We start from the raw sequence: 21,009 nt of genomic DNA, 5'->3' as shown, positions 1-21,009 counted from the left end.
GGTTTTACGAATCAAAGAGATTACATTAACATCACGATTAAGTTGCCGCCAACCACTAGGTCACCACGTTAATACTTGTTAAAACGCCATACTCCGCTGCCAATAGTATGCTTCTTGTCTCCCCATATCACATCGGCCGTAACGCCGACGGGCAACTCCACGCGCAGTGCTTTCTTTTTCCATCTAACCGAGACATCACCATATGGTGTGGGCACTCTTGCCTGAACCCAACTGACACCTTCTGTCTGCTGCGGTCGAATGGTGATGTGGCGATAGCCTGGCTGCTGCGTGTCTATGGTGATGCCTGCCAAGGCCTGATAGAACCAAGTGCCTATACCGTTATAGCAGTTATGCACCCTGCTTCGTTCACCATTCCAATATTCCCAGGTAGTGGTGGCACCGTTGTTAATCATATGCAGATAACCTGGATAATCCGGTTGCCTGAGAATGGTGGCCATGAGGTCTGACTGCTGGTTGCGAACAGCCCACTCGGTGAAAACAGGTACACCGAAAAGACCAGCAGCAATATGTGCGTTGTATTTCTGATAAGAGTCTGCTATAAGCTGACTTTTCACCTTGTCATAGAGTGAGTCAGGAACAATGCCAGCCAACATAGCATAGCACATGTCGAGAGGAGTGCCGTTGGCATAGGTATGTGTTTCTGCATGGTAGAAAGAGTCGTGGATACGCTTGTTCAGACGCTCACGCTTAGCAGCAAAAAGACGGGCTTCGTCAGGCTTATTCAGCCATCGTGCCATCTCTGCCATATTACCAAGACAGTCACTGATAAAGCAATTGTTGGCATGAATCACAGATTCTCCACCCACATCAACACCATCTGGTGCCAACCAGTCACCAAGAAACCACACACGGTTCTGGGTGTCTGGCCAGGGCTGCAACAGTCCGTCAACCATATACTTCTCGACATACGACATCCATCGCTTCATCAAGGGGTAGTAGCGTTCTACAAATCGTATGTCGCCATAGTTCAGATAAGAGCGCCAAGGAGCTTTCACCATGAAGCCGCACCAGTAGGGACCGCCGCCACCGCCGCCAGCTGGTGCCACATGCGGCAAAGAACCGTCCTCGTCCATCACGTCTTCCCATGCCGAGAGCCAGTTCATGTAGGTTGGCGCCACATTATACATCGTCTGCAACGTCATGGTCGAGGAATTGCCGTCGCCACCATAGCCCATGCGCTCCAAATGCGGACAGTCCACCATATAGCCCGACATGGTGAGGCACTGCATCGTGTAGTGAATCATGTTGTGAACGGCATTAAGGCGCTGGTCAGAACAAGCAAACGCCGACACCTCGCTGCCCTCTTTCGGTAAAGCACTAATCTGCAGTGCCTCTATGCGCTTCACCTGCTGCGTACTAACCCTCACATAGCGGAAGGCATGAAGATGAAACTTATTCTCGAAATGCTCTGTCTGCATGCTGCCCGATGCAACATACACATCGCCATTATCACTATTCGCCTGCTTGGTGAAGGAAGCGCCTCGGGGGATGTAGTCGGTATAGTCTATCTGCACCTCTTCCTTGTGCTTCAGATGTTCAAAATCCACCGTGAGCCATCCCGTTATCACACGTCCAAAGTCTATCAGAAGAGAGCCGTCAGCCAGACGACTGATAGTCTTAGGCAGCAGTCTGTCAGTTATCTCATTACCCTCGAAAAGCTGTGGTGTGGTGCGCATGTTTCCCACATTGAATACCGTTGCTTGGCTCCATGTGTCAACAACATTAGCATCATAACGCTCCCCGCCAAACTGCAGAGGAAACCAACTGCCAGTATAGCTATAGGGCGATGCCGTTGCCTGCCAAGAGCCATTGGTCTGCAGCAGCGTCTGCCAGTGGTCATTCATTAGCTGCGACACCTCTGCCTTCACCAGCGGACCTTCGAATGACGTATGGAAAGTGATAGCTCTGTTCCACCCTTGTCCCATCCACAGCATCATCTCGTTGTTGCCTTTATGCAGATAAGGCGTGATATCGTAGGTCACCACCAGCGAGTGCCTGTCCAATTGCGACATGGCCGGCTGAAGAACCTGACGACCTACCCGCTGACCGTTCACATAAAGCTCATGGTAACCTAAAGAGTTGACATAGGCAAAAACAGGTCTTTCCACATCGTTAACGACAAAAGCGCTTCTTACCTTACACGTAGGCGCTATCTGTTGACCCGACGCAGCTGTGACATATTGTCCTTTCATGCCATCAAGAGCACCAACAGCAAAACGCGCTATACGGCTCCAAGAAGAGCAACGCCCTTTCTCATCCCATGTGCGTACACGCCAGTAGCAGAGCTGTCGCGGCTGTAAGACTGGTCCCCCATAGGCCACCATCACCTGGTTGGCCGATTCCATACGACCACTTTTCCACAAGAGAAGTTGCCCTTTACTCAGAGCAAAGCTATCCTTTGCCACCTCTATTTCGTAGGCAGTCTGTCGCTGTCCTCGGTGTGTCAGTGTGTTTTGCCAACTGAAGTGCGGCGTTGTAGTGTCGATACCGAGAGGATCTTTCAATCCTTCGCAGCGCAGTTCTATGACGTCGGCAGCAGCAACCTGTGTCATAAAGACTGCAAATAATAATAGATAGTTTTTCATTGTTTGTTTTTGTATTTCACCTTAGCGCACACGCGCTCCTTTTGATTAAATTGTTTCAGTAGAATATTCAGTCCGTCGGTCATCTTCTCGTTGGGTACCTCTACACGCAGTGTGCGCTGCTCCCCAGGCATCAACGTCACATAGCCGTCGCTCATAATGGCAGGCAGCACACGCTTGCCGGTCTTGCTGTTCACCACGCGTAACCGGTTAGCAAAAGCCACCGACCTACCAGTGTTGGTAAGTGTGATGTTGAATGCGGCATATCCCGACCTCTCCGTCACCACGGGCTGATCCGCAACGACCTTCAGCTTTGCCTCAGGCAGTGTGAGAAGAGCACGATAGTCAAGCTCCTTCTCCCCATTACGCCAATAGAAGTTACGTGATAACACCTGCCCCTGACTGGTCATCTCCAATTGAATGAAGTGCAGAGGCGAGAGCCCTTTATCAGCGAAGTCCAGCACAAAAGCCTCCTTGATGTTAGAAGCCTCAACAAGAGGCACACTCCTGGTGGTAGTCAATGCCGTCACTTCACGTCCGTTGATATCATAGATACGTGCCGTGACCACCACATCCCGCAATGGCTGACTCGAAGCATTTATCACCTTCACGCTGTTCGTCAGACAGTTCCACTGCACATGAAGAGGTTCGCATGCCTGCTTTGCCCCCCAGTAGCAGCCCGTAGGGTCATAATAGTAATCGTAGGTCTGCCACACGAACGACGGATAAGCGGGATGGCTCATCCAGATAAGAAGAGCCGAGGCATCATTCCACATTTTATCGTTCCAAGCCTCATACATACCCTTCATGTCTTCCAGGTTTATCAACTGCGCCTTCTCGCAGAAAGCCTCGAGCGATTCAGATGCGCCATAGCGTTCGTTCACCGACTTCTTATAGTCAATTGGTCCGCCGTTCCAAGCCTCCTTACCAAAGAAATGTTTGTTCCACACCGTTTCGTCGTCCTTTTCCAACTGCTCGTCAGTAGGCAACGGCCACCATTCCTTCTTCGGAATAAATTCACGCACCGACTCAAAAGTAGGGAATGTAGCCATACCAATCTCCGAGCGACAGCCATATCCATAATTGTTGCCGTAGGGATAGCTGGGCGTGTTGAACGCCAGATTGGATGCCGATGTCTCGAAATGATGACGTGGCGGCATGTCTTTCCACCAGCCACTGCCCGACTTCGCATCCTGGTTTGAGCAGCTGGTATAAAGGCGATCATTTGCATCCTCTTCCATCACTATCATGCGCAGTGCCTCGTCAATATCAGCTACAGGATGTGTCTCGTTGGCTCCACACCAGAGGGCAATGCTGGGATGGTTGCGCAGTCGGCGCACCTTGTCACGTGCATTCGTCTTAAAGGCATCATGCTCAGCCACATCATTCCATGCCACATAAAGCCAGAAGTCGTTCCACACCATGATACCATACTCGTCGCAATAGTCATAGAACTCATCATCCGTGACGCAGCCTGTCCACAGGCGAATCATGTTGTAGTTCATCTCCTTATGCAATCGGATAGGCGTTTCATATTGTTGTCCGTGCATGCGCAGCAGATACTCGCTCATGCCCCAGTTTCCGCCTTTCACAAAGACGCGCTGTCCATTGACATAGAAGGTCAGCACAGGCATATTGACCGCATTCTTCTCTATGCGATATTCATATTTCTTAATGCCAAAACGGATGGTACGCTGATCGGTCTGCTTGCCGTCAACAACGGTAGTCAGATGACAGGTATAGAGGTTGGGCTCACCATATCCGTTGGGCCACCACAACTTAGGCTTCTTGACAAGAAGAGCTTCCACATCGTTGCGGTCTATGTGGAGTGTACGCATCTCACCACCACCCATCTCAATGCGCTTCTGGAAACGGATATTGCCTGGCTGAATAACACCTTCCATCACAACCGTCTTCTTCTCTGAAGAGACATTGCGCAGTTCGCTGGAAACGGTTATTTCCGCCTCATCCCACGAAGGAAGGAAAGAGCGCACCCAAGGATCGTCCATCACCACATCGCCCGTAATCTCTATACGTGCATTACCCGTGATACCAGCCAATCGTCCCGGCACATAAGGCATCCAGTCCCATCCGGCACCTGCCAGATAACTCGGACTGCAAGCCACGCCATAAGGTCCTTCTGCCTTGCGTGTCTTTTTCTGGTCGGCATCATAAATCAGCACAGCCACGGCATTCTTTCCCCTATTATTATAATAAGGAGTCACGTCAAAACGCGAACGAAGCATGTGTCCGCTGACGTCCTTGGTCGATTCCTCGGTGCCCGAGATTTTATGTCCATTAAAATAGAAGTCGGCATAACGGTTGGTGTTGTCGAAACAGAGCCACACACGCTGCCCTTCCTGCAAAGAGAGCGCGTTGAACTCCGTACGATACCAATAGGGCTTACTGTATTTCGTCTCATCCACACGGTAGATATTATCGGCAATGTCAGGGTTCTCCTCGCGACCTGCATTCACATAGTCCGCAAAGACGACACCTGGCACCGTGGCTACCACACCATCACTGAACGTAAAGCCAGCCTGCGACACGTCTTGTCCCTTGGCACCTACCTCGTCCTGCGGAGTGACGGTCCACACCACCTGCTTGTCGGCAGAATTCAGCGACATCATGCGCACTTGTGCTACTGCAGGAAGAGTCATCCCTATCGCACACACGAAAGCCAGTAAATCTTTCTTTCTCATCCTTTCTATTTCTTATTAGCTTTGTTACTCATCTCCATCTCCAGAACACCACCTTTTTCTATGTCCTTGAAGTCAATATGATAGTGATTGTAAGGTTTCCCGTTGAGGGTCATCTTCCCGATATACACATTCTCAGGAGCATTGTCATTGGCAATGATGGTGAACGTCTTGCTGCTGGGCAGATGGAAGGTGATCTTCGAGAACACAGGCGATGTTATCTCGAAACGCGTATCGCCCGGACAAGCCTGATGAATACCGGCAGCTGTCAACACATACCATGCCGACATCTGTCCCACATCCTCGTTGCCACACAGTCCCTCAACCTTGTTCTTATAGGCATGCGCACAGATGTAGCGCGTCCAATACTGCGTGAGCCAAGGAGCACCCAATTGGTTAAAGAGATACGGCACGAAATGCACGGGCTCGTTGGCATGGTTGTAATACACGTTCCAGAACATATCCTGCGGTGTCTGCTCAAACATCCATTGCAAATCCTTCAACACCGCCTTTCTGCCACCCATCAGGCTGACCATGCCTTTCACATCATGAGGTACGAACCATCCCTGCTGCAGGGCGTTGCTCTCCATGGCGCCATACCATTCCTGCAGGCGTCCCTGCTGGGGCCATTCCACCCACGAGCCGTCTTCATTCCTCGGGCGGAACCATCCTTTCTCTTTGTCAAACATCAGTCGGTAGGCCTGGCTCTTCTTCAGGTATTCCTTTTCATCGGCCTTCTTTCCCAGGGCCTTTGCAAGTTGAGCCACACACCAGTCTGTATAGGCGTATTCTAACGTATGCGACAGGCCAAGCGTACCTGGTGTGAAGCCCAGCTTGTCATTGCCAAACTTTGCAGAGGAGTTCTTAGCATACCGGTAAGCCTGCTCAATGTCATAACCACGGATACCCTTGGCATAGGCATCGGCTAATACAGAGATGGCAGGGTTGCCCAACATACATCCCGAGTAGCTGTTCAGAAACTCCCAGCGTTCATAATATTCTTTTCCGCTTTGTTCTGCCAGAGAAATCAGCGAGCCCAGCATGTCGTTGACCAACGTAGGATTGATGATGGTCTGCAGGGGCATCTGCGAACGGAATACGTCCCATCCGCTGAAAATCGTACGTTTGGTAAAGGTGCCGTCGCTCTGATGTATCTGGTAGTCACCACCCACATAGCGGCCATCCACGTCGGTATAGACGCGTGGGTCTATCATCGTGTGATAGAGGGCCGTGTAGAAAACCGTTCTCTCATCATCCGTACCGCCTTCCACCTCTATCCGACTCAGCTCTTTGTTCCACAGTGCCTTGGCGGCATGGCGTACATACTCGAAATGTCGGCCTTTCAGTTCTGCGTCGAAGTTCTTGCGCGCACCGTCTATGTCCACAAAAGACAGTCCCACTTTGAGTTCCACCTGCTCGCTATGTTCTGTGGCAAACTCCGTGAAGAAACCGATATGACGACCCTGCAACGACTGTCGGCCACGGATGATGTCGGCCTTCTCCACGATGTCCAGATACTTATCGCTTACCACATCATCGTTATGACGACTCATCCCATCGGGAATCCTAGCAGACCAGAAACCGTAGTCTTTCATGGGTCGTGACAGCTCTGCATGGAAGAACACGGTATAGCGACCTTTTCCCTGACCGTCACCCCAGCCGCCACCATCGGGCGTGCAACGCATCCACCCTTCTATGGTGCGATCGTCTATCACCTGCACATACTCCTCTTCGGCCGTGCCACCCACTCTTCGTGCCAAGTCTATCTGAATGCGCGACTGGTCGTTCTTTGGGAATGTCATCCTCAGAACACCACCATGAGGTGTGGCAGAGGTCTCCACACGAATGTCATAGTCGGTCAGCAAGGCCGCATAATAACCGGCGCCGGCCACCTCGGCCGACTTATCCTGACGCGAGCGCCAGCCCTGTCGTTTTCCCTCAATACCGGCAATCGTCTTCATCGGTCCCGTCGTAGGCATCACGAGGAAGTTGCCCAAATCACCGTTCCAGCCTATTCCGCTCATCTGCGTCATGGCAAACCCCTCTATCGTCTCGTGTTCATAACTATAGCCCGAGCCGTTGTCGCCCCCCGTGATGGTCTGCGGACTCACCTGTACCAGTCCGTAGGGTGTCGTTGCACCAGGAAAAGTCTTTCCCAGTCCATGATAGGCACCTGCAGCATCCACATTCGTCGATGCGCCGATAAAGGGGTTCACTGCATCCGCAGGGGTTTGAGCGTTGATGTCAGTCAAGCATAGCAAGCTTCCCACAATAGACATCAGAGTCCAATGTGATAAGTATTTTCGTGTGTACATAACTATTTTTATATGGATTATCTTTCCGGATATATTTTCAGTGTCTTAATGGCAAAACGAGGCATCTTCATGCTGATGGTGCCCTTCGCATCTGGTCGATGGTGTGCTAATGGCTCTCCGTTTAGGTCCACCTCCACAACATCCTTCACGGGGAAACCCAGCCTCAGCTGTTCACGTCCACCCTTGCCGTCGGCATTGAAAAGTCGCAGTATCATGGCACCATCGTCTTGCATCATGGCAGCGCTCAGCTGACAGGTGGCTGCGAGCAACTGGCGTGTGGGGTACTGCTGTGCATGACAGCCCGAGGCCACCAGCGGGTTGTGCCAATCGTCCACCATATCCTGCAGCTGTGCCTGGTCCCATCGTCCCTGATGCGGAACCAAGGCATAGTTCATCTCCGTAGCACCATTGATTGGATAGCGGCGCCACCATAGTCCGTCGCCTGCATACTGCACAGTCAGTGCCAGCGGTTCGTCGGCACCATAAGAGTAGCTGGTGGTATGGTCCGACAACAATGCAAAACCCTGTCCTTTCCGTCCTTCACTGAGGTCCACCCAGTTCAGCACCACGTTGTGCTTGATACTGTCCCAACGGTTGTAGAACGTGTCATCAAGCCGACTCTCGCAGACGTCGAAAGGTGCATCCTTGCTCAACCGAGGCTGTTGCAGCGCCACAGGGAAGAGCATTCGTAACATGTAGCGCGTGTCATAGTAAGGCGTGCGGTTGGCATTACTGCGATAGCGGAAGGGATCACCCACAGAGGTATCTTCCGTCCAGTTTATAGTCAACTGACAGTCCACGCGCCGCTGTCCCTGTGTCAGTGTGATGGTATGCGAGAAAGGCACCCCTGCCACATGGCCGTCTATGCGTATCTGCTGTTTCAGCGGATGGTCTGCCAAACAGGTGGCCGTGGCTACACTCTCTGTTGATGAGCGCATACCGCCGTGCTGATTGAAATAGCCTTTCAACTCGCCAAAATGCGATGTGCTCCGTTGGTCAACCAGTTCCCTGCCACCCTGCTGTTTGTCTATCCAGCTACTGACGATGCCGCCTCGTTTCAAATCGAACGTCAACCGATACTGGTCGTTTTCCAGGACTGCCGTTGTCTCGCCCTGCCATCTGTCCTCACGAGCCTGCGCTGCCACAGCAGTATCCACGCGACACGTTGTTTGTCCGAAGGCCGGCACATCGACCCACAGCAGTCGGCCGTCGGCCGTCGTGGCCACCTCCTGTCGGCGGTGCGCCGTGGTGTTATAGAACGTCACATACGGGCCACCTTGCTTCCCGACGGCAATGGCGTCGCTCATCATCTTGCGTGCCGTCGCCACACTGCTGTCGGTCCACATGCGGATAGCATCTGCCCACGTGCCGTAGTCCTTCAAGTTGTTGTAAGGCACAATCCACGAGTCGTGATGCTGCGCCAACATCAGCGTGCGCCATGCCTCGTCCATCTGCCACTGGTCCATACGATGCCCCGTCAGCACACCGAGTTTCTCGGCCTGCACCAACAGGTTCTCGGCCTGTCGCACCTGTCGGCCAATGCGCTGCATCACCTGCGAGCCCCACATCAGTCCTGGGTGTATGTCCTCCTGCGACCAGCGCCATTCCTCCACGTTCTTCTTTTGCGTATAGCGGTCTATATAGTCCGTCCATCTCACATACTGCGTCTGTCCCTTACGGTCACGCAACCAGGGACCGTAGGTCCAACCAGCATCCTGATAGCACATGCCCACAGGGTTCTCGATGCCAGCCTTCTCACAAGCCCTGATATATTCCTCAGAGTTGGTCCAGCCAATGGTCTGCCACACCGACCCCTCCTGCAGTTTCTCGCAGGCATAGCGTGGCACCGCAATCATCTTGCTGCCGTCAGGTCCCACCAGGTTCACCAGCTGTCCGCCGTGCGCCTCGGTATAACCGCCCCAACAGGTGTCAGGACACTTCAGTGCCACATACTTAAAGCCCAGCAGCCTCAGCAACTGTGGCAACTGGCTCGTATAACACGGTTCCTCGCTGCTGTAGGTATTAAAGCTGATGCCAGGGAAATGGCTGCGCAGCTTCTGCATGCCATACTGAAACTGGCGGATGATGCTCTCGCCATTAATATTATATAAATAAGGTTGCGCATAGGTAGGGTTGGTCACCTCCACCTGCGAACTCATCATTTTCTGCTTAAACAGGCGGTAGGCCTCAGGGGTGCGCACCGCCACCGTGTCCCATGTCTCGGGTTCTATCTCCAGACCTATGCGCCAGTCGGGATAGCGTTCCAGCTGATCCACCATAAACTGTGTGTAGGTGTCCAGCGGATAATGTCCGTAGAGTCCTCCATGGAAGCCATCTACGAAGAAGTTGCTGGTTTGTGCCTGGGCGGTCACCACCAGCATCGCGCATAAAAAGAGTCTCAGTCGTCGTGTCATCATCGGTCTTCATCCATTTGCTGCCTTCAGTCCCTTCGCATTCCGCAGACATCTTACGGCCAGTATCGCCACGACCAGACTGTGAGCGATGTCAATCTGCGACACAAAAGGAGTGAGCAGTATGAATACAATCAATAATAAGAAATAGCAAAATACCAGTCGGCGGTAGCCCTTCCACCGGCGCAGCCACAGCCATAGCAGCAGTGGCAGCGGGTTGAACACCACCACATACCAGTTGCCCGATGTGCCTTCCAGCGAAGAACAGAACGTGGTGTAGCACAGTGCCAGCGCTATCACGGTCTGCGTCAGTAGCAGCAACGCATCGACGCCGGCAGCCAACCGGCGCAGCCTGCCTCGTTGTTCTACGGCGGTGAGCACCACCACCAGCAGCAGCACGATGGCAAAACAGACCGTTGGGGTCAGCCACGAAGTGCCGCTACCGTCATCGCCGGCTATCAGCACATGGCCGTTTTTCTCCAACAGCAACGGGCGTCGGCTGCCTATCGTGTCCATCACAGACGCATGCTGCCATGTCTCCACCAACAGCGATGGCGAGTATTTCAGTCCCTTCTGCCCCACCTCGTCGCCCTCGGCACCCAATAGTGTGTTCCAGAAGAAGTCCACCCACGGACGGTCCTTCGAGATGTGGTGTACAAAGTGGCGGTAGGTGCCATTCAGAATGGGCGATATAGAATCATACACCAGCTTTGTATCGTCCTGCAGTGCGCTGTTCACAGCACTGGCACACATGCTGGCGCAGTTGGTTGTCAGGTAGTTATATCGACGGTAGGCCCCGCGTGCCAGTTCATTGTCGAGCAGTTCCCACAGCCGTCTTTTCTGTTGCAGACTGAGGTTCAGCTCATACTCCACCACCTGTCGTCCTTCGTCGATATAGTCCTGCAGATAATCACGGCTGTGCGCAACGGCATACTCTCCCCTGGCCTCGCCAGTAAAGAAAGCCAGGCGGTTGGCTGCCGTGTCGTCAAGTCCATAAGTGAAAGAAAGGTCTAATCCTGCCGACGGACATTGCAGTCGCAACGCACAATGACCATGTGCCGTATAGATGGTATAGCCCGGTGCCACGCTGAGCAGCGACACCTTGATATCTGTGGCCAGCCCGTCGTCGTCGGTTTGTGAAAAGCTCATCGCCGGCAACAGCCACAAGACTGTTGCCACGACGATGAGCCGAATAAAAACCTTCCTTAATATCATTTACTTGATGACTTTCTTACCATTTATAATATAGATACCCTTGCGCATAGAGGTCACCTTCTGTCCGCTGAGTGTGAAGACCTGCGCCTTAGAAGTCTGACGCTGTACACTTGCAATGCCGTCAGTTTCTTCGCCATCAGGCAATACAGTACCCTCGGGTACAAACACAGCATAGATCAGATGGTCGGGCTCCTCGTTCCAGTTGTTCTTGGCACGGGCATCCTCACGCGCCATGTCAGAAGTATATCCTTTATTTTCATCTGTTTGGGCATCAACATCACGAGAGCAGTTAGCATTGAACACCAGTCCGCCGTCTGCAACATAAGGGTCGGTCCATCCGTTGCTGTCGGTTGTTGGGGCCACCAGCAGGTCGGCCTTGGTGTACTCGTTGTCGGCTTTCTTCACCAGACTGAAGCCAGCCAGTTCATAGCCCTCTTCAGCCTCACCGAAAAGGCCCACCATGTAAAAGCCGCGCAGCGGATCACCTTCCTCACGAGTCAGGTCGTTACCATTCTCACCAATTGTTGCTTTCAAAGTAGCTGTCTCACCCTTACGAGTTTGCTGGTTAGACGGGTCTTCAGTCTTCATATAGACAACACCACGTCCGGTCTCGTTGGCCACCAATTGCACATGAATGTTTTTGTAGGGAGTAGCCTGTGCACTAATTGCCACCACGCAGAGAGCCATTGCAGCCACCATTCTGCGTACCTTTGAAAAGTAAATCTTTTGCATAATGTTTTAAGTTTTGAGTTAATTAATAATTTTGGTAAAAACACGTTGCAAAAGTACTTACTATTCCTATTTTGGGCTATCAAAAAAGAACACAAAAGCATTAAAAACGAACCAAAAGCACTATTCCTACACATTTTTCTGATTGACGAACTCCTTAGGCAACATTCCAAACTGTTTTTGGAAGCACTGTGTGAAGTAGCTGGGCGAATTGAATCCCACCATGTAGCACACCTCGTTGATCTTTGTCTCGCCCTGCTTCAGCAACTGTGCCGCCCGTTTCAGTCGTTCCACCTTAATATAATTATTCGGTGTAAGGTTAAACAAACCACGCATCTTTCTGTTCAGGTTCGTTCTGCTCATACACATCTCGCTGGCCAGCGCATTGATGTCGAAGTCACTGTCCTTGACATGGTCGGTCATCACCTTTTCCAGTCGCTGCATAAATGCCTCGTCGGCCTTCGAAATCGACACCGTGTCCTGTTGCAGGAATGGCGAGGTGGCATACGCCTGCTTGATGCTCTGTCGCGAACGCAGCAGATTCTGAATCACGCTGAGCAGGTAGTCCATCGAGAACGGCTTTTCGATGTAGCTGTCGGCACCGCTCTCCATGCCTTGTATCTTGGCCGAGTCCAGCGTCAGGGCCGTCAGCAGTATCACGGGCACATGACTGAAGTTCACGTCGCCCTTCACGTGCTGACACAACTCAAAACCGTCCATCGGCTCCATCATCACGTCAGATACGATGATGTCCACATCATGGTCGGTCAGCACCTTCAGGGCCTGTTCGCCATCGGTGGCCGTCAGCACACGGTAATGTCGCTGCAGGTGGTTCTTCTCATGAGCCAGCAGGGCAGCGTTATCCTCTACTATCAGCACCGTTGGCAACTGCTCCTGACCTGTCTGTTCGTCGGCCTCTGCTGTTGTCGTGTCGGCGATGACGGTCTCTTCGTCCAGCCTCATCACATAGTCTTGCTGTTCGATGGGCAGCGTCAGTCGGAACACGTTGAGTGTGTCATCGTCTATGATCTCCAGCTTGCCGCCGTGCAGCTCTGCCAGCGAACGCGCCAGTGCCAGACCGATGCCGGTGCCCGTCTTCGCCTCGGCATTGTCGGCGCGGAAGAAAGGCTTGAAAATCTGCTGTCGCATCTGTGCATCGATCAGTCGTCCGTCGTTGCGGGTGGTAATCTCCACCTGTTCTTCGCGGGCCGTCACCTCCACGCAGACCTGCTGTTCGCAGTACTTCGTGGCGTTGGTCAACAGGTTGCTCACAATCTTTGTCAGTGCCTCGCGGTCCACCCAAGCCATCAGCGGTGTTTCCGGCAGTATGATATTGTCGGCTATGCCACGCTGCTGCATCAGTGGTCTGAAGCGCTTATAGACATCCTTCACCACCTGTCCGATGTTACAGTGCTGGAAGTTCAGTCGCAGTCCGTCGCGTTCTATCTTTCTGAAGTCCAGCAACTGGTTTGTCAGGTCCAGCAGTCGTGTCACGTTCTGGTCCATGATGTGCAGGTTCTCGCGTTCATCATCATCATCGATGTCCTTCTGCAGGATGTCCGTCAGCGGACCCTTTATCAGTGTCAGCGGCGTGCGTATCTCGTGAGCCACGTTGGTAAAGAAGCTGATCTTGCTTTGGTACAGCTCCTGCTGCTTCTCGTGCTCGAACTTCTCCATAGCCAATTGCCTGTTCATGCGCGAGCGCTCTTTCATATAGCGATAGACCAGCAGTCCTACACCCGTCATCAGCAACAGGTAGAGCAGCCATGCCCACCAGCGCTGATACCAGGGGCGCAACACGGTGATGCGCAACGTATAGGGCTCGGCCGTCTTACCGATGTTCGACATGTCTTGCACGTGCAGCACATAATTGCCTGGCGGCAGGTTGGTATATCTGATATAGTTGTCGCTATACAGGTTTTGCCATTCATGGTCGAAGCCCTCCAGGTAATAGGCTATCTGTCGCATCTGCGCATCGCGGTACGACAGCACCGATATCTTCAGCGAGAACGCATTCTGATCGTGGTTCAGGGTCAGCTCGCGCGTCACCGTGATGCTCTCGGTGAGGGGCGACTCGGGTGTGAAGTTGTCCACCACGCTGCCTTGTAGCATCAGCTCGGTGGCAATAATCACCGGGGCTGAGGATACACCCAGGAAACTCTCGGGCGAGAAGGCCACCAGTCCCGACTGACAGCCCAGATAGATTTGTCCCTTCGAGCTGCACAGCGACGAGTTGCCGCTGAAGTTGTTGTCCAGCAGTCCGTTGACTGTGGAATAAATACGCGTAGAACGGTCGTCGGGGTTGTAGCACATCAGTCCTTCGTTGGTGGTCAGCCATAGCTGTCCCATCCTGTCTTCCACCATGCTCTGCACCATGCGCTGCGAACAGAAGCTGGGTATGGGCACGTGCTCAAAGCGGCGTTTCTTCTTGTCATACAGGCTGGCACCGTTACAGTCGGTATAAACCCATATATCGCCATGCGATGTCTCGCAGAGGCCCACCACATTATTGCTGGCCAGCGTGCCATCTGCCTCACGGAAATGTTGCCACTGCTTGCTGCCTGCTTTGCGCAGAAACACGCCACAGTCATAGATAGCCACCCACAGGTTGTGACGTCTGTCTTCCATAATGTCTTTCACAATCTGCTGCGGCAACTCCTTGAGGTGGTTGAATCTGTCCTGTGCCGGGTCGTAGCAATACACGCCGCCCAGCGTTCCCACATAGACATTGTTGCTCTGCCTGGCTTTTTCTAGCGTCAGGATGAAGTTGTCGTGCAACTGTCCGTCTTCACTGCTCGACTCATAGCTGCGCAACAAGCGCCCGGTGTTGACGTCCATCACCTTCAAACCGTTGTTCAGTGTGCCTGCCCACACCTCGTTGCCCACCAGACACAGGCTCTGCACATTGGGGAAGGCCACACTGGCTGCCAGGTGTTCAAAGCGTCCTGTCGCGGGGTCCAGTCGGTTCAGTCCACCATCCTCCGTGGCCACCCAGATGCTGCCATCGGGCGACTCCACCAGCTTTCCCACACGCCTTCCATGCAACGAGCCTTCCACATCCACGCGCGGCATATAGTTGTTGAAGGCATAGGCCATGCGGGGTGCATAGCACACGCCACCGAAATAAGAGCCCACCCAGATGCCGCCATCCTTGTCGCGGAACACCTTCTGCAGCGAGTTGTCCGACAGCGAGAAGGGGTTGGTGGCTTCATACTTATAGTGTGTATAGCTGTTGCTGCTCATGTTGTAGGCAAACAGTCCGCTCTCCGTAGCCATGAGCAGCTGGTCATCGTTTTTGATTAGGTCTCTAGCATAGAGCTCCTTGCCGTCAACAGAAGAGATCAGGGGTATCAGCCGCTTCTCGGGTATGTTCAGTTCCGACAGTCCCGATGCCGACGAGCAGATAAAGAAGCGTCCTTGCTCCGTCGATGTCATCCCCATGATGGTCTGGTGCTCCAGGATGTTCCTGCCGTTAACACCCGTGAAGCTGACAATCGTCTTAAACAGGTTTCGTGTGAACGACAGGCCGCTCTCGTAGAAACCTATCCAGATGGTATGGTCACTGTCCATATACAGACTCGACACCGCCGGATAGCCCTCAAGCTTATGGTGTTGCAACTTGCCTTTCTGCAGGTCGTAGATATAAATACCTTCGTTGTTACACCCTATCAGCACCCGTTGTGCATCGCCCGTGATCACGTTGACCTGGCGCTCTATGCTTTCGCCCGCCGCCGTCTTGGTCGAGAAGCGACGGAAAGAGTCGGTCGTTGGCGAATAGATATAAACCCCATGATCCGTACCCACCCACAACTCGTGGTTAGGTGCCTCGTACATCACACAGATACGGTCGCTGCCCAACTGGTTGGCACCGTTGCCTTTATGATAAACCTTAAACGAACGCCCATCAAAACGGTTCATGCCGTCGTTGGTGCCAAACCACATAAAACCCATGTTGTCCTGAACAATAGACATCACCGAGTTCTGCGACAGCCCGTTGTTGGTGTCGTAATGTCTGAACTGATATTCTGCAGCAGTTGCCACGCCACCAAGCAGGCACAGCAACAGATATAATAGGCGAATGATTTTCAGTCTCATCAGCAATATATAGTTATCACTTACTTTTCATACAAAAGTAGCTTAAACCACAGACAACCCCTACTATCGTCCCGTATTCTTATTGATTTTTAACATTCAACGGGACCGTTCGTCATTCATCTGTAAAAACAAAAAGCTTCCCGCCCACAAGTACGGCGGAAAGCTTTTTGTTTTTACCAGAAATCTGTCTTATTACTTCTCTATGATGCTGGGAATCTTCTCGAAGATAGCCTTCCACTTGGCTGCATCAAACTTAGGACGACGGTCGTAGTAGTAAACACCGTTCTTCTCCTGCTCCACGTCGGTGATTTGCGTATAGCAGAATCCAACCACGTTCTTACAAGCCTTGATGGCATCAATCTCCTTCTCCAGAATCTCGAAGAACTCGTCCTCGGTCTCAATCTGAGCGCCGTAGCCCCATGAGTTGCTGCGCTCAGCCTTGGGAATCCAGCCCAGTCCGCCAAACTCGTCGATCATATAAGGCTGACCTTCCCATTCTGCCAAATAGTCCTTGCCAGCCATGTTGCGATAGTGGGGAGCGCCATTTCTGAAGGTGTGGTTCTCCACCAGCTTGTCGTATTCGCGTGTGTAGTCATGAACGCTCCAGATGTCGGTCTTCACATGACCGTCGCCACTGGCGTCATTCACAGGGCGTGTGGGGTCGATGGCCTTTGTCTGGTTATACAGGTCCTGCACAAAACGAACATAGGTGCCGGCCTGTGCTCCCCAGGTCTCGTTAAGGGGTGTCCAGGTCACGATACATGGATGGTTGCGGTCGCGCACCACGAGGTCGGTCCACTCACGCAGGAAGTTTCCTGTTGCCTCCTGGTTGTTGACGTTGGTGCCCCACGAAGCCTGTTCACCCCAGCAGATGTAACCCAGCTTGTCGGCCCAGTAGTAGTAGCGCTCCTCGAAGGCTTTCTGGTGCAGACGGGCACCGTTGAAGCCAACGGCCTTACTCATCTCGATGTCGTGCTTGAGAGCCTCATCAGTAGGAGCTGTCCAGATGCCGTCGGGATAGTAGCCCTGATCCAGCACCAGACGCTGGAAGTAAGGCTTGTTGTTCAGATAGAAGTAGCCATCGGCACAGTGGATCTTACGCATACCGGCATACGAGCTGACCTCATCAATCACCTTGCCGGCAGCATCCTTCACGATGTACTTCACGTCGTAGAGGAAAGGACTCTCAGGGCTCCACAGCTTGGGCTTCTTAATGCTCAGCACCAGGTTGCTGCCGTTCACGGCATTGGCTGTCTTGGTGGCAACCACCTTCTTGCCGTCCAGCACCTGTACGGTCAGCGTGTTGCCGTTAGCCTCGCCATAGAACTCCGGACGTACCACCAGCTGCTGCTGGTCGATATCGGGAATGGCAAACACATTCTTCAGTCCCTGCGCACTCACGGGCTCCAACCATACGGTCTGCCAGATACCCGTTGTGCGGGTGTAGTCGCAACCGCCAGAGTAGTAGTTCCAGCACTGTTTGCCGCCAGGCTGCATACCGCTGCGCAGGTTGTCCACAACGCGCACAACCAAGTTAGCGCTCTGGCCGGCAGGCACATATTTCGTGATGTCCATCTCGAAACTGCTTCCTGTGCCGAAGTGCTGCATCACCTCTTTACCATTAATATATATCGTGGCCTCATAGTCCACGGCACCAAAGTGCAGCAGAATCTTCTTGCCAGCCCATGCTGCAGGCACGCTGATGGTGCGCTGATACCACATGCAGTTGATGAAGTCCGTGTGCTCTACGCCGCTGAGCTTACTCTCAGGACAGAAGGGAACCAGGATCTTGTCGTCGAAACCCTTACTGTTGCGGAAGTCGCGTGCGTCGCCCGACTTTCCGAAGTCGAAGGTATAGGTCCATGTGCCGTTCAGGTTCAACCACTGACTGCGCTCAAATTGCGGACGCGGATACTCTGCTCGTGGTGTGCTGGCTTTCACAGCAAAAGCCCCCATAAGAGTCATCATAGCCATAAAAATTACTCTTTTCTTGAAAGTTGTTCCAAGGATGTTGATTGATCTCATTTTTTTTGTTAATTAGGTTTGAATTGAATTGAGCTATGTGTCTATAGATTACCATCAAGCATGATAATGACTGTAATGAAACTAAGGACAGCTCGCAATAAATATATAATCGGGCACAAAGGTAAGTAAATTTTTAGAATTATCGGCCATTAAACTTGAATTATTATTGATTTATGTCAAATTTCCAAGCCACCTATCATGCACCCAAAACACCTCCGGGACGCCCCAAAGCACAAAAAACCTGGACCATCATCATGATCCAGGTTGGCAGGTTGGTGGCGCGCCGCTATGCAGCCACACACGATATCACGCCCAGCGAGGTGGCAATAGCCGTCAGCACGGCAATGGCGGTCTGAAGCACAAACTTCCAAATGTCTATCTTCTTCATCATCTATACATTGTTTCGTTCATACTCGCTGATCAATCCTCGTTCTCGGTCTCCTCCTTCTTCGAGAAGCCATACATGGGCATCTCCATCAGTCGACAACCGCTGGTCAGCTCCTTCACGCGGTGCTTGTCAGACGAGATGCGGGTCTCGGGCTGGAAAGTCACCCTCACGCTCTTCACGTTGTTGGCAGTAAACTCCTCGGCGCTGTCTGCACCGGTGGTACTGATAGACAACTTAAACGCACCCAGATAGGGCAGCTTCACGCGCTTAGAGTCCTGCAGCAGGTCACGCACGGTGGGACCCAGCTCGCTCAGCACCGCCAGGATGTCGGCACGCTTCACCGTACAGTTATCCTGCATCTTCAAGGCAATCTCCTCGATACCCACGGTCTCGGTGATGGCCACGCGGGCATACCACTTACCGAACATCTTAGAATTCTTCACTTCGTTAACATACTTCTTAAAAAACAGCTTCATAATTTTTTGTGTGTTTTAAATGGTTAATAAAAAATTTGTTGTGTTATCAATGTTGTGTGCCTCTGCACACGGTCTTTTCTTTTTTTTATACATTCAGCTCCTTGACCATCTGTCGGTTGGCCCTCCGCCCCGGCTGGAAGATGTAGCTCACGTGTATCCAGCAACAGCCATTGCTCAGTCGTCGTTCCAGCAGCAGCTGGTCGAACACCAGGTGTTTGCTGATAAAGAGGTAGTAGCGCTGTGCTGTCTGTTGCGAGCCGCAGTGAATGTCGGCCGCCTCGCCCCGCATGTGTTGTGAGTTCTTGACGCCGCCCACCGCTTTGTTCAGCGCCTCACAGCGATAACCGCTCGCTATGATGATGCGTCCGAATCGTTGTCTCAGTGGCTCCAGCACCTCCTCGCACAGATGCCTCAGCGCTTCCACCTCTTTCTCGCCAGGTTCGTTTTTCAGTCCCAGTCGGATGGCCGTACCCGAGGCCATCATTTCTTGGAGCGTGAAATGCTCCGTCAGTTGTGTTTGTGTTCTCATGGTTTTTTCTATTATAATTATTAAGGTATTAAAGGTTGGTCAATCCTTGTCGGGATGTCTCTTATTCCTTTCGACGTTGCAAAGGTACAACATTTCGCCAGCCAAATCAAGTCCTTGTATGGTAGAGATAATGGTAGAAAAAAAATACCGTGGGGGAACCACGGCATTACACTATTCATCATATTGCCACCAGTCGTCACGTCGGCGGCATAATGCCTGCACTATACAGTTCATCGATTTGCACTCTGCCACTGATATCTTCTCATCCCTGCGATGGTAGCGATAATGCCAAGGCGTCGCAAACAGTAGCCGACCCTCAAGGCAGGCCTGCATCTTCTCTTCCGAAGGATGATACATCTCCGCAAAACCATTATCTAGCACAATAATCACAGCAGAGCCTTGCGCCATCACTGCCGCCATAATATCCTGCTCGCCTTTGGCTATGCGGGCAGACACCAACACAGCCCCATCCCTGGCCGCCTGCAGACACCGCTGCTTCTGTCGTTCAAAGAGGGACTTGTCCTTACGATGACACACCACTGGCAACAGCCGTTTCTGCAACAAGCTCCTGTGACCATAAGTGTTACAACCCACCTTTCCACCTTCATCCAGCAACCGTTCCTTCAGCATCAGCCAAGTCCCGTTATCCATTTGCGAGGCATCGCACTCCCGTTCCAGATAGCCATGCAGAGCAGGAAATGTCAACGCAGTATCAACACCACCCTTCTGAATCCTCAGTCCCCCACTGCTTGACATACGAATCAAGCGCATTCTTGGGTTCTTCCTGATATATTGCCGCTGCTGCTCCAACTGTTCGCTTTGCAGAGGCATCACGTCCACATAGCCCGAGTCAAAAAGAGGAGGTCTGTCACTACACGCCTTCGATGGCACCTTTTCACCTTCCACATAGCCATCCGTCAGCCTTTCCATCCCAGTCATTTCCCAAAAGAGCCTATTACACCCCTTCTTAAAACCAGCAATCACATGTCCCAGATGCGTCACATGACCATTTCTGCTAACCACATCCCTATGTACCACAGCAATAAAATGCACATGATCTGGCATAATCACATAATCCTGAATCTCAACCATCGAGTAGTACTTAGAGATACTATTCAGCAATTCTCGTTGCACCATCAAGCCAATAGCCGACAAAGCCACATGAGGACCATTCGGATCATCATCATCCCTATTCAGATCACCCACGATACGTCCCAAAACCTGCGTTCTTCTATCGTTTAGTACAAGAGTAATATGGTAGATGCCCGTCCGTCTATAGTCATGAAACTCACATCGCCGTTTCATATTATGCCCCTTTTCCATACACCTTTTTATATATTATCAAGTTTAGTTTAGAGCCGCAAAGTTACCTGTTTTCCTGCAAACCACCGCCCATCATCATCAAAAAAAATGCAGATACCCCATAAAAAACAACCAATACGCCCCCTAGCATGTCTTGCCATTTCCCCGCAAGAAGAAACCAAAGCACCACAAACACCCGCAACCGCCCCTAGTGTGTCTTGC

General features: G+C 52.2%; 12 protein-coding genes. All 12 read right to left on the bottom strand.

Translation table 11 applies throughout. The features are described from left to right. Window positions 1-68: 68 nt before the first annotated feature. The 12 genes from T433_RS15665 to T433_RS0114020 all read right to left on the bottom strand — a co-directional run bounded on the left by T433_RS15665 (window position 69) and on the right by T433_RS0114020 (window position 20,790). Complete coding sequence (locus T433_RS15665) at window positions 69-2,606, bottom strand: family 78 glycoside hydrolase catalytic domain (protein WP_044110132.1); 2,538 nt, start codon at window positions 2,604-2,606, stop codon at window positions 69-71. After that, window positions 2,603-5,305 carry a glycoside hydrolase family 2 protein gene (locus T433_RS15660; RefSeq protein ID WP_044110129.1) on the bottom strand — a complete coding sequence of 901 codons (2,703 nt, stop codon included), beginning with the start codon at window positions 5,303-5,305 and terminating at the stop codon, window positions 2,603-2,605. The genes T433_RS15665 and T433_RS15660 overlap by 4 nt, the downstream gene beginning before the upstream one ends. A 5-nt stretch (window positions 5,306-5,310) precedes the next feature. Then, entirely contained in the window at window positions 5,311-7,617 is a 2,307-nt protein-coding gene (locus T433_RS0114070; protein ID WP_027456224.1) for a GH92 family glycosyl hydrolase, read from the bottom strand. A gap of 17 nt (window positions 7,618-7,634) precedes the next feature. Further along, window positions 7,635-10,034 (bottom strand): glycoside hydrolase family 38 C-terminal domain-containing protein, encoded by a 2,400-nt coding sequence (locus T433_RS0114065; protein WP_155808533.1) that lies wholly within the window; start codon window positions 10,032-10,034, stop codon window positions 7,635-7,637. A 6-nt stretch (window positions 10,035-10,040) separates the two neighbouring features. Beyond that, window positions 10,041-11,243: a lipoprotein N-acyltransferase Lnb domain-containing protein gene (locus T433_RS16080; protein WP_081778520.1), complete on the bottom strand. Its 1,203-nt coding sequence runs from the start codon at window positions 11,241-11,243 to the stop codon at window positions 10,041-10,043. Then, window positions 11,244-11,975 (bottom strand): hypothetical protein, encoded by a 732-nt coding sequence (locus tag T433_RS0114050; protein ID WP_155808532.1) that lies wholly within the window; start codon window positions 11,973-11,975, stop codon window positions 11,244-11,246. Window positions 11,976-12,101: 126 nt separating this feature from the next. Continuing rightward, window positions 12,102-16,067 (bottom strand): hybrid sensor histidine kinase/response regulator transcription factor, encoded by a 3,966-nt coding sequence (locus tag T433_RS0114045; protein ID WP_027456220.1) that lies wholly within the window; start codon window positions 16,065-16,067, stop codon window positions 12,102-12,104. A gap of 192 nt (window positions 16,068-16,259) precedes the next feature. After that, window positions 16,260-18,092 carry a glycoside hydrolase family 2 protein gene (locus tag T433_RS0114040; protein WP_282706232.1) on the bottom strand — a complete coding sequence of 611 codons (1,833 nt, stop codon included), beginning with the start codon at window positions 18,090-18,092 and terminating at the stop codon, window positions 16,260-16,262. A gap of 286 nt (window positions 18,093-18,378) precedes the next feature. Then, window positions 18,379-18,483 (bottom strand): smalltalk protein, encoded by a 105-nt coding sequence (locus T433_RS16615; RefSeq protein ID WP_231478044.1) that lies wholly within the window; start codon window positions 18,481-18,483, stop codon window positions 18,379-18,381. Between the two features lie 29 nt (window positions 18,484-18,512). Continuing rightward, window positions 18,513-18,956 carry an HU family DNA-binding protein gene (locus T433_RS0114030; RefSeq protein WP_027450834.1) on the bottom strand — a complete coding sequence of 148 codons (444 nt, stop codon included), beginning with the start codon at window positions 18,954-18,956 and terminating at the stop codon, window positions 18,513-18,515. 85 nt (window positions 18,957-19,041) lie between these two features. Further along, on the bottom strand, window positions 19,042-19,485 hold the full coding sequence (locus T433_RS15650; RefSeq protein WP_155808531.1) for a D-Ala-D-Ala carboxypeptidase family metallohydrolase: 444 nt from the start codon (window positions 19,483-19,485) through the stop codon (window positions 19,042-19,044). Between the two features lie 171 nt (window positions 19,486-19,656). Then, window positions 19,657-20,790 carry a transposase gene (locus T433_RS0114020; protein ID WP_155808530.1) on the bottom strand — a complete coding sequence of 378 codons (1,134 nt, stop codon included), beginning with the start codon at window positions 20,788-20,790 and terminating at the stop codon, window positions 19,657-19,659. Between the last annotated feature and the right edge of the window lie 219 nt (window positions 20,791-21,009).

This window comes from Xylanibacter brevis ATCC 19188, assembly GCF_000621725.1.
Classification (GTDB): Bacteria; Bacteroidota; Bacteroidia; order Bacteroidales; family Bacteroidaceae; genus Prevotella; species Prevotella brevis.
This window is presented reverse-complemented; position numbering and strand designations above follow the sequence as displayed.

Coding starts and splice junctions, on each gene's coding strand:
- T433_RS15665 (WP_044110132.1), bottom strand. CDS start 2,606: ATGAAAAACTATCTATTATTATTTGCAGTCTTTATGACACAGGTTGCT.
- T433_RS15660 (WP_044110129.1), bottom strand. CDS start 5,305: ATGAGAAAGAAAGATTTACTGGCTTTCGTGTGTGCGATAGGGATGACT.
- T433_RS0114070 (WP_027456224.1), bottom strand. CDS start 7,617: ATGTACACACGAAAATACTTATCACATTGGACTCTGATGTCTATTGTG.
- T433_RS0114065 (WP_155808533.1), bottom strand. CDS start 10,034: ATGATGACACGACGACTGAGACTCTTTTTATGCGCGATGCTGGTGGTG.
- T433_RS16080 (WP_081778520.1), bottom strand. CDS start 11,243: ATGATATTAAGGAAGGTTTTTATTCGGCTCATCGTCGTGGCAACAGTC.
- T433_RS0114050 (WP_155808532.1), bottom strand. CDS start 11,975: ATGCAAAAGATTTACTTTTCAAAGGTACGCAGAATGGTGGCTGCAATG.
- T433_RS0114045 (WP_027456220.1), bottom strand. CDS start 16,067: ATGAGACTGAAAATCATTCGCCTATTATATCTGTTGCTGTGCCTGCTT.
- T433_RS0114040 (WP_282706232.1), bottom strand. CDS start 18,092: ATGAGATCAATCAACATCCTTGGAACAACTTTCAAGAAAAGAGTAATT.
- T433_RS16615 (WP_231478044.1), bottom strand. CDS start 18,483: ATGATGAAGAAGATAGACATTTGGAAGTTTGTGCTTCAGACCGCCATT.
- T433_RS0114030 (WP_027450834.1), bottom strand. CDS start 18,956: ATGAAGCTGTTTTTTAAGAAGTATGTTAACGAAGTGAAGAATTCTAAG.
- T433_RS15650 (WP_155808531.1), bottom strand. CDS start 19,485: ATGAGAACACAAACACAACTGACGGAGCATTTCACGCTCCAAGAAATG.
- T433_RS0114020 (WP_155808530.1), bottom strand. CDS start 20,790: ATGAAACGGCGATGTGAGTTTCATGACTATAGACGGACGGGCATCTAC.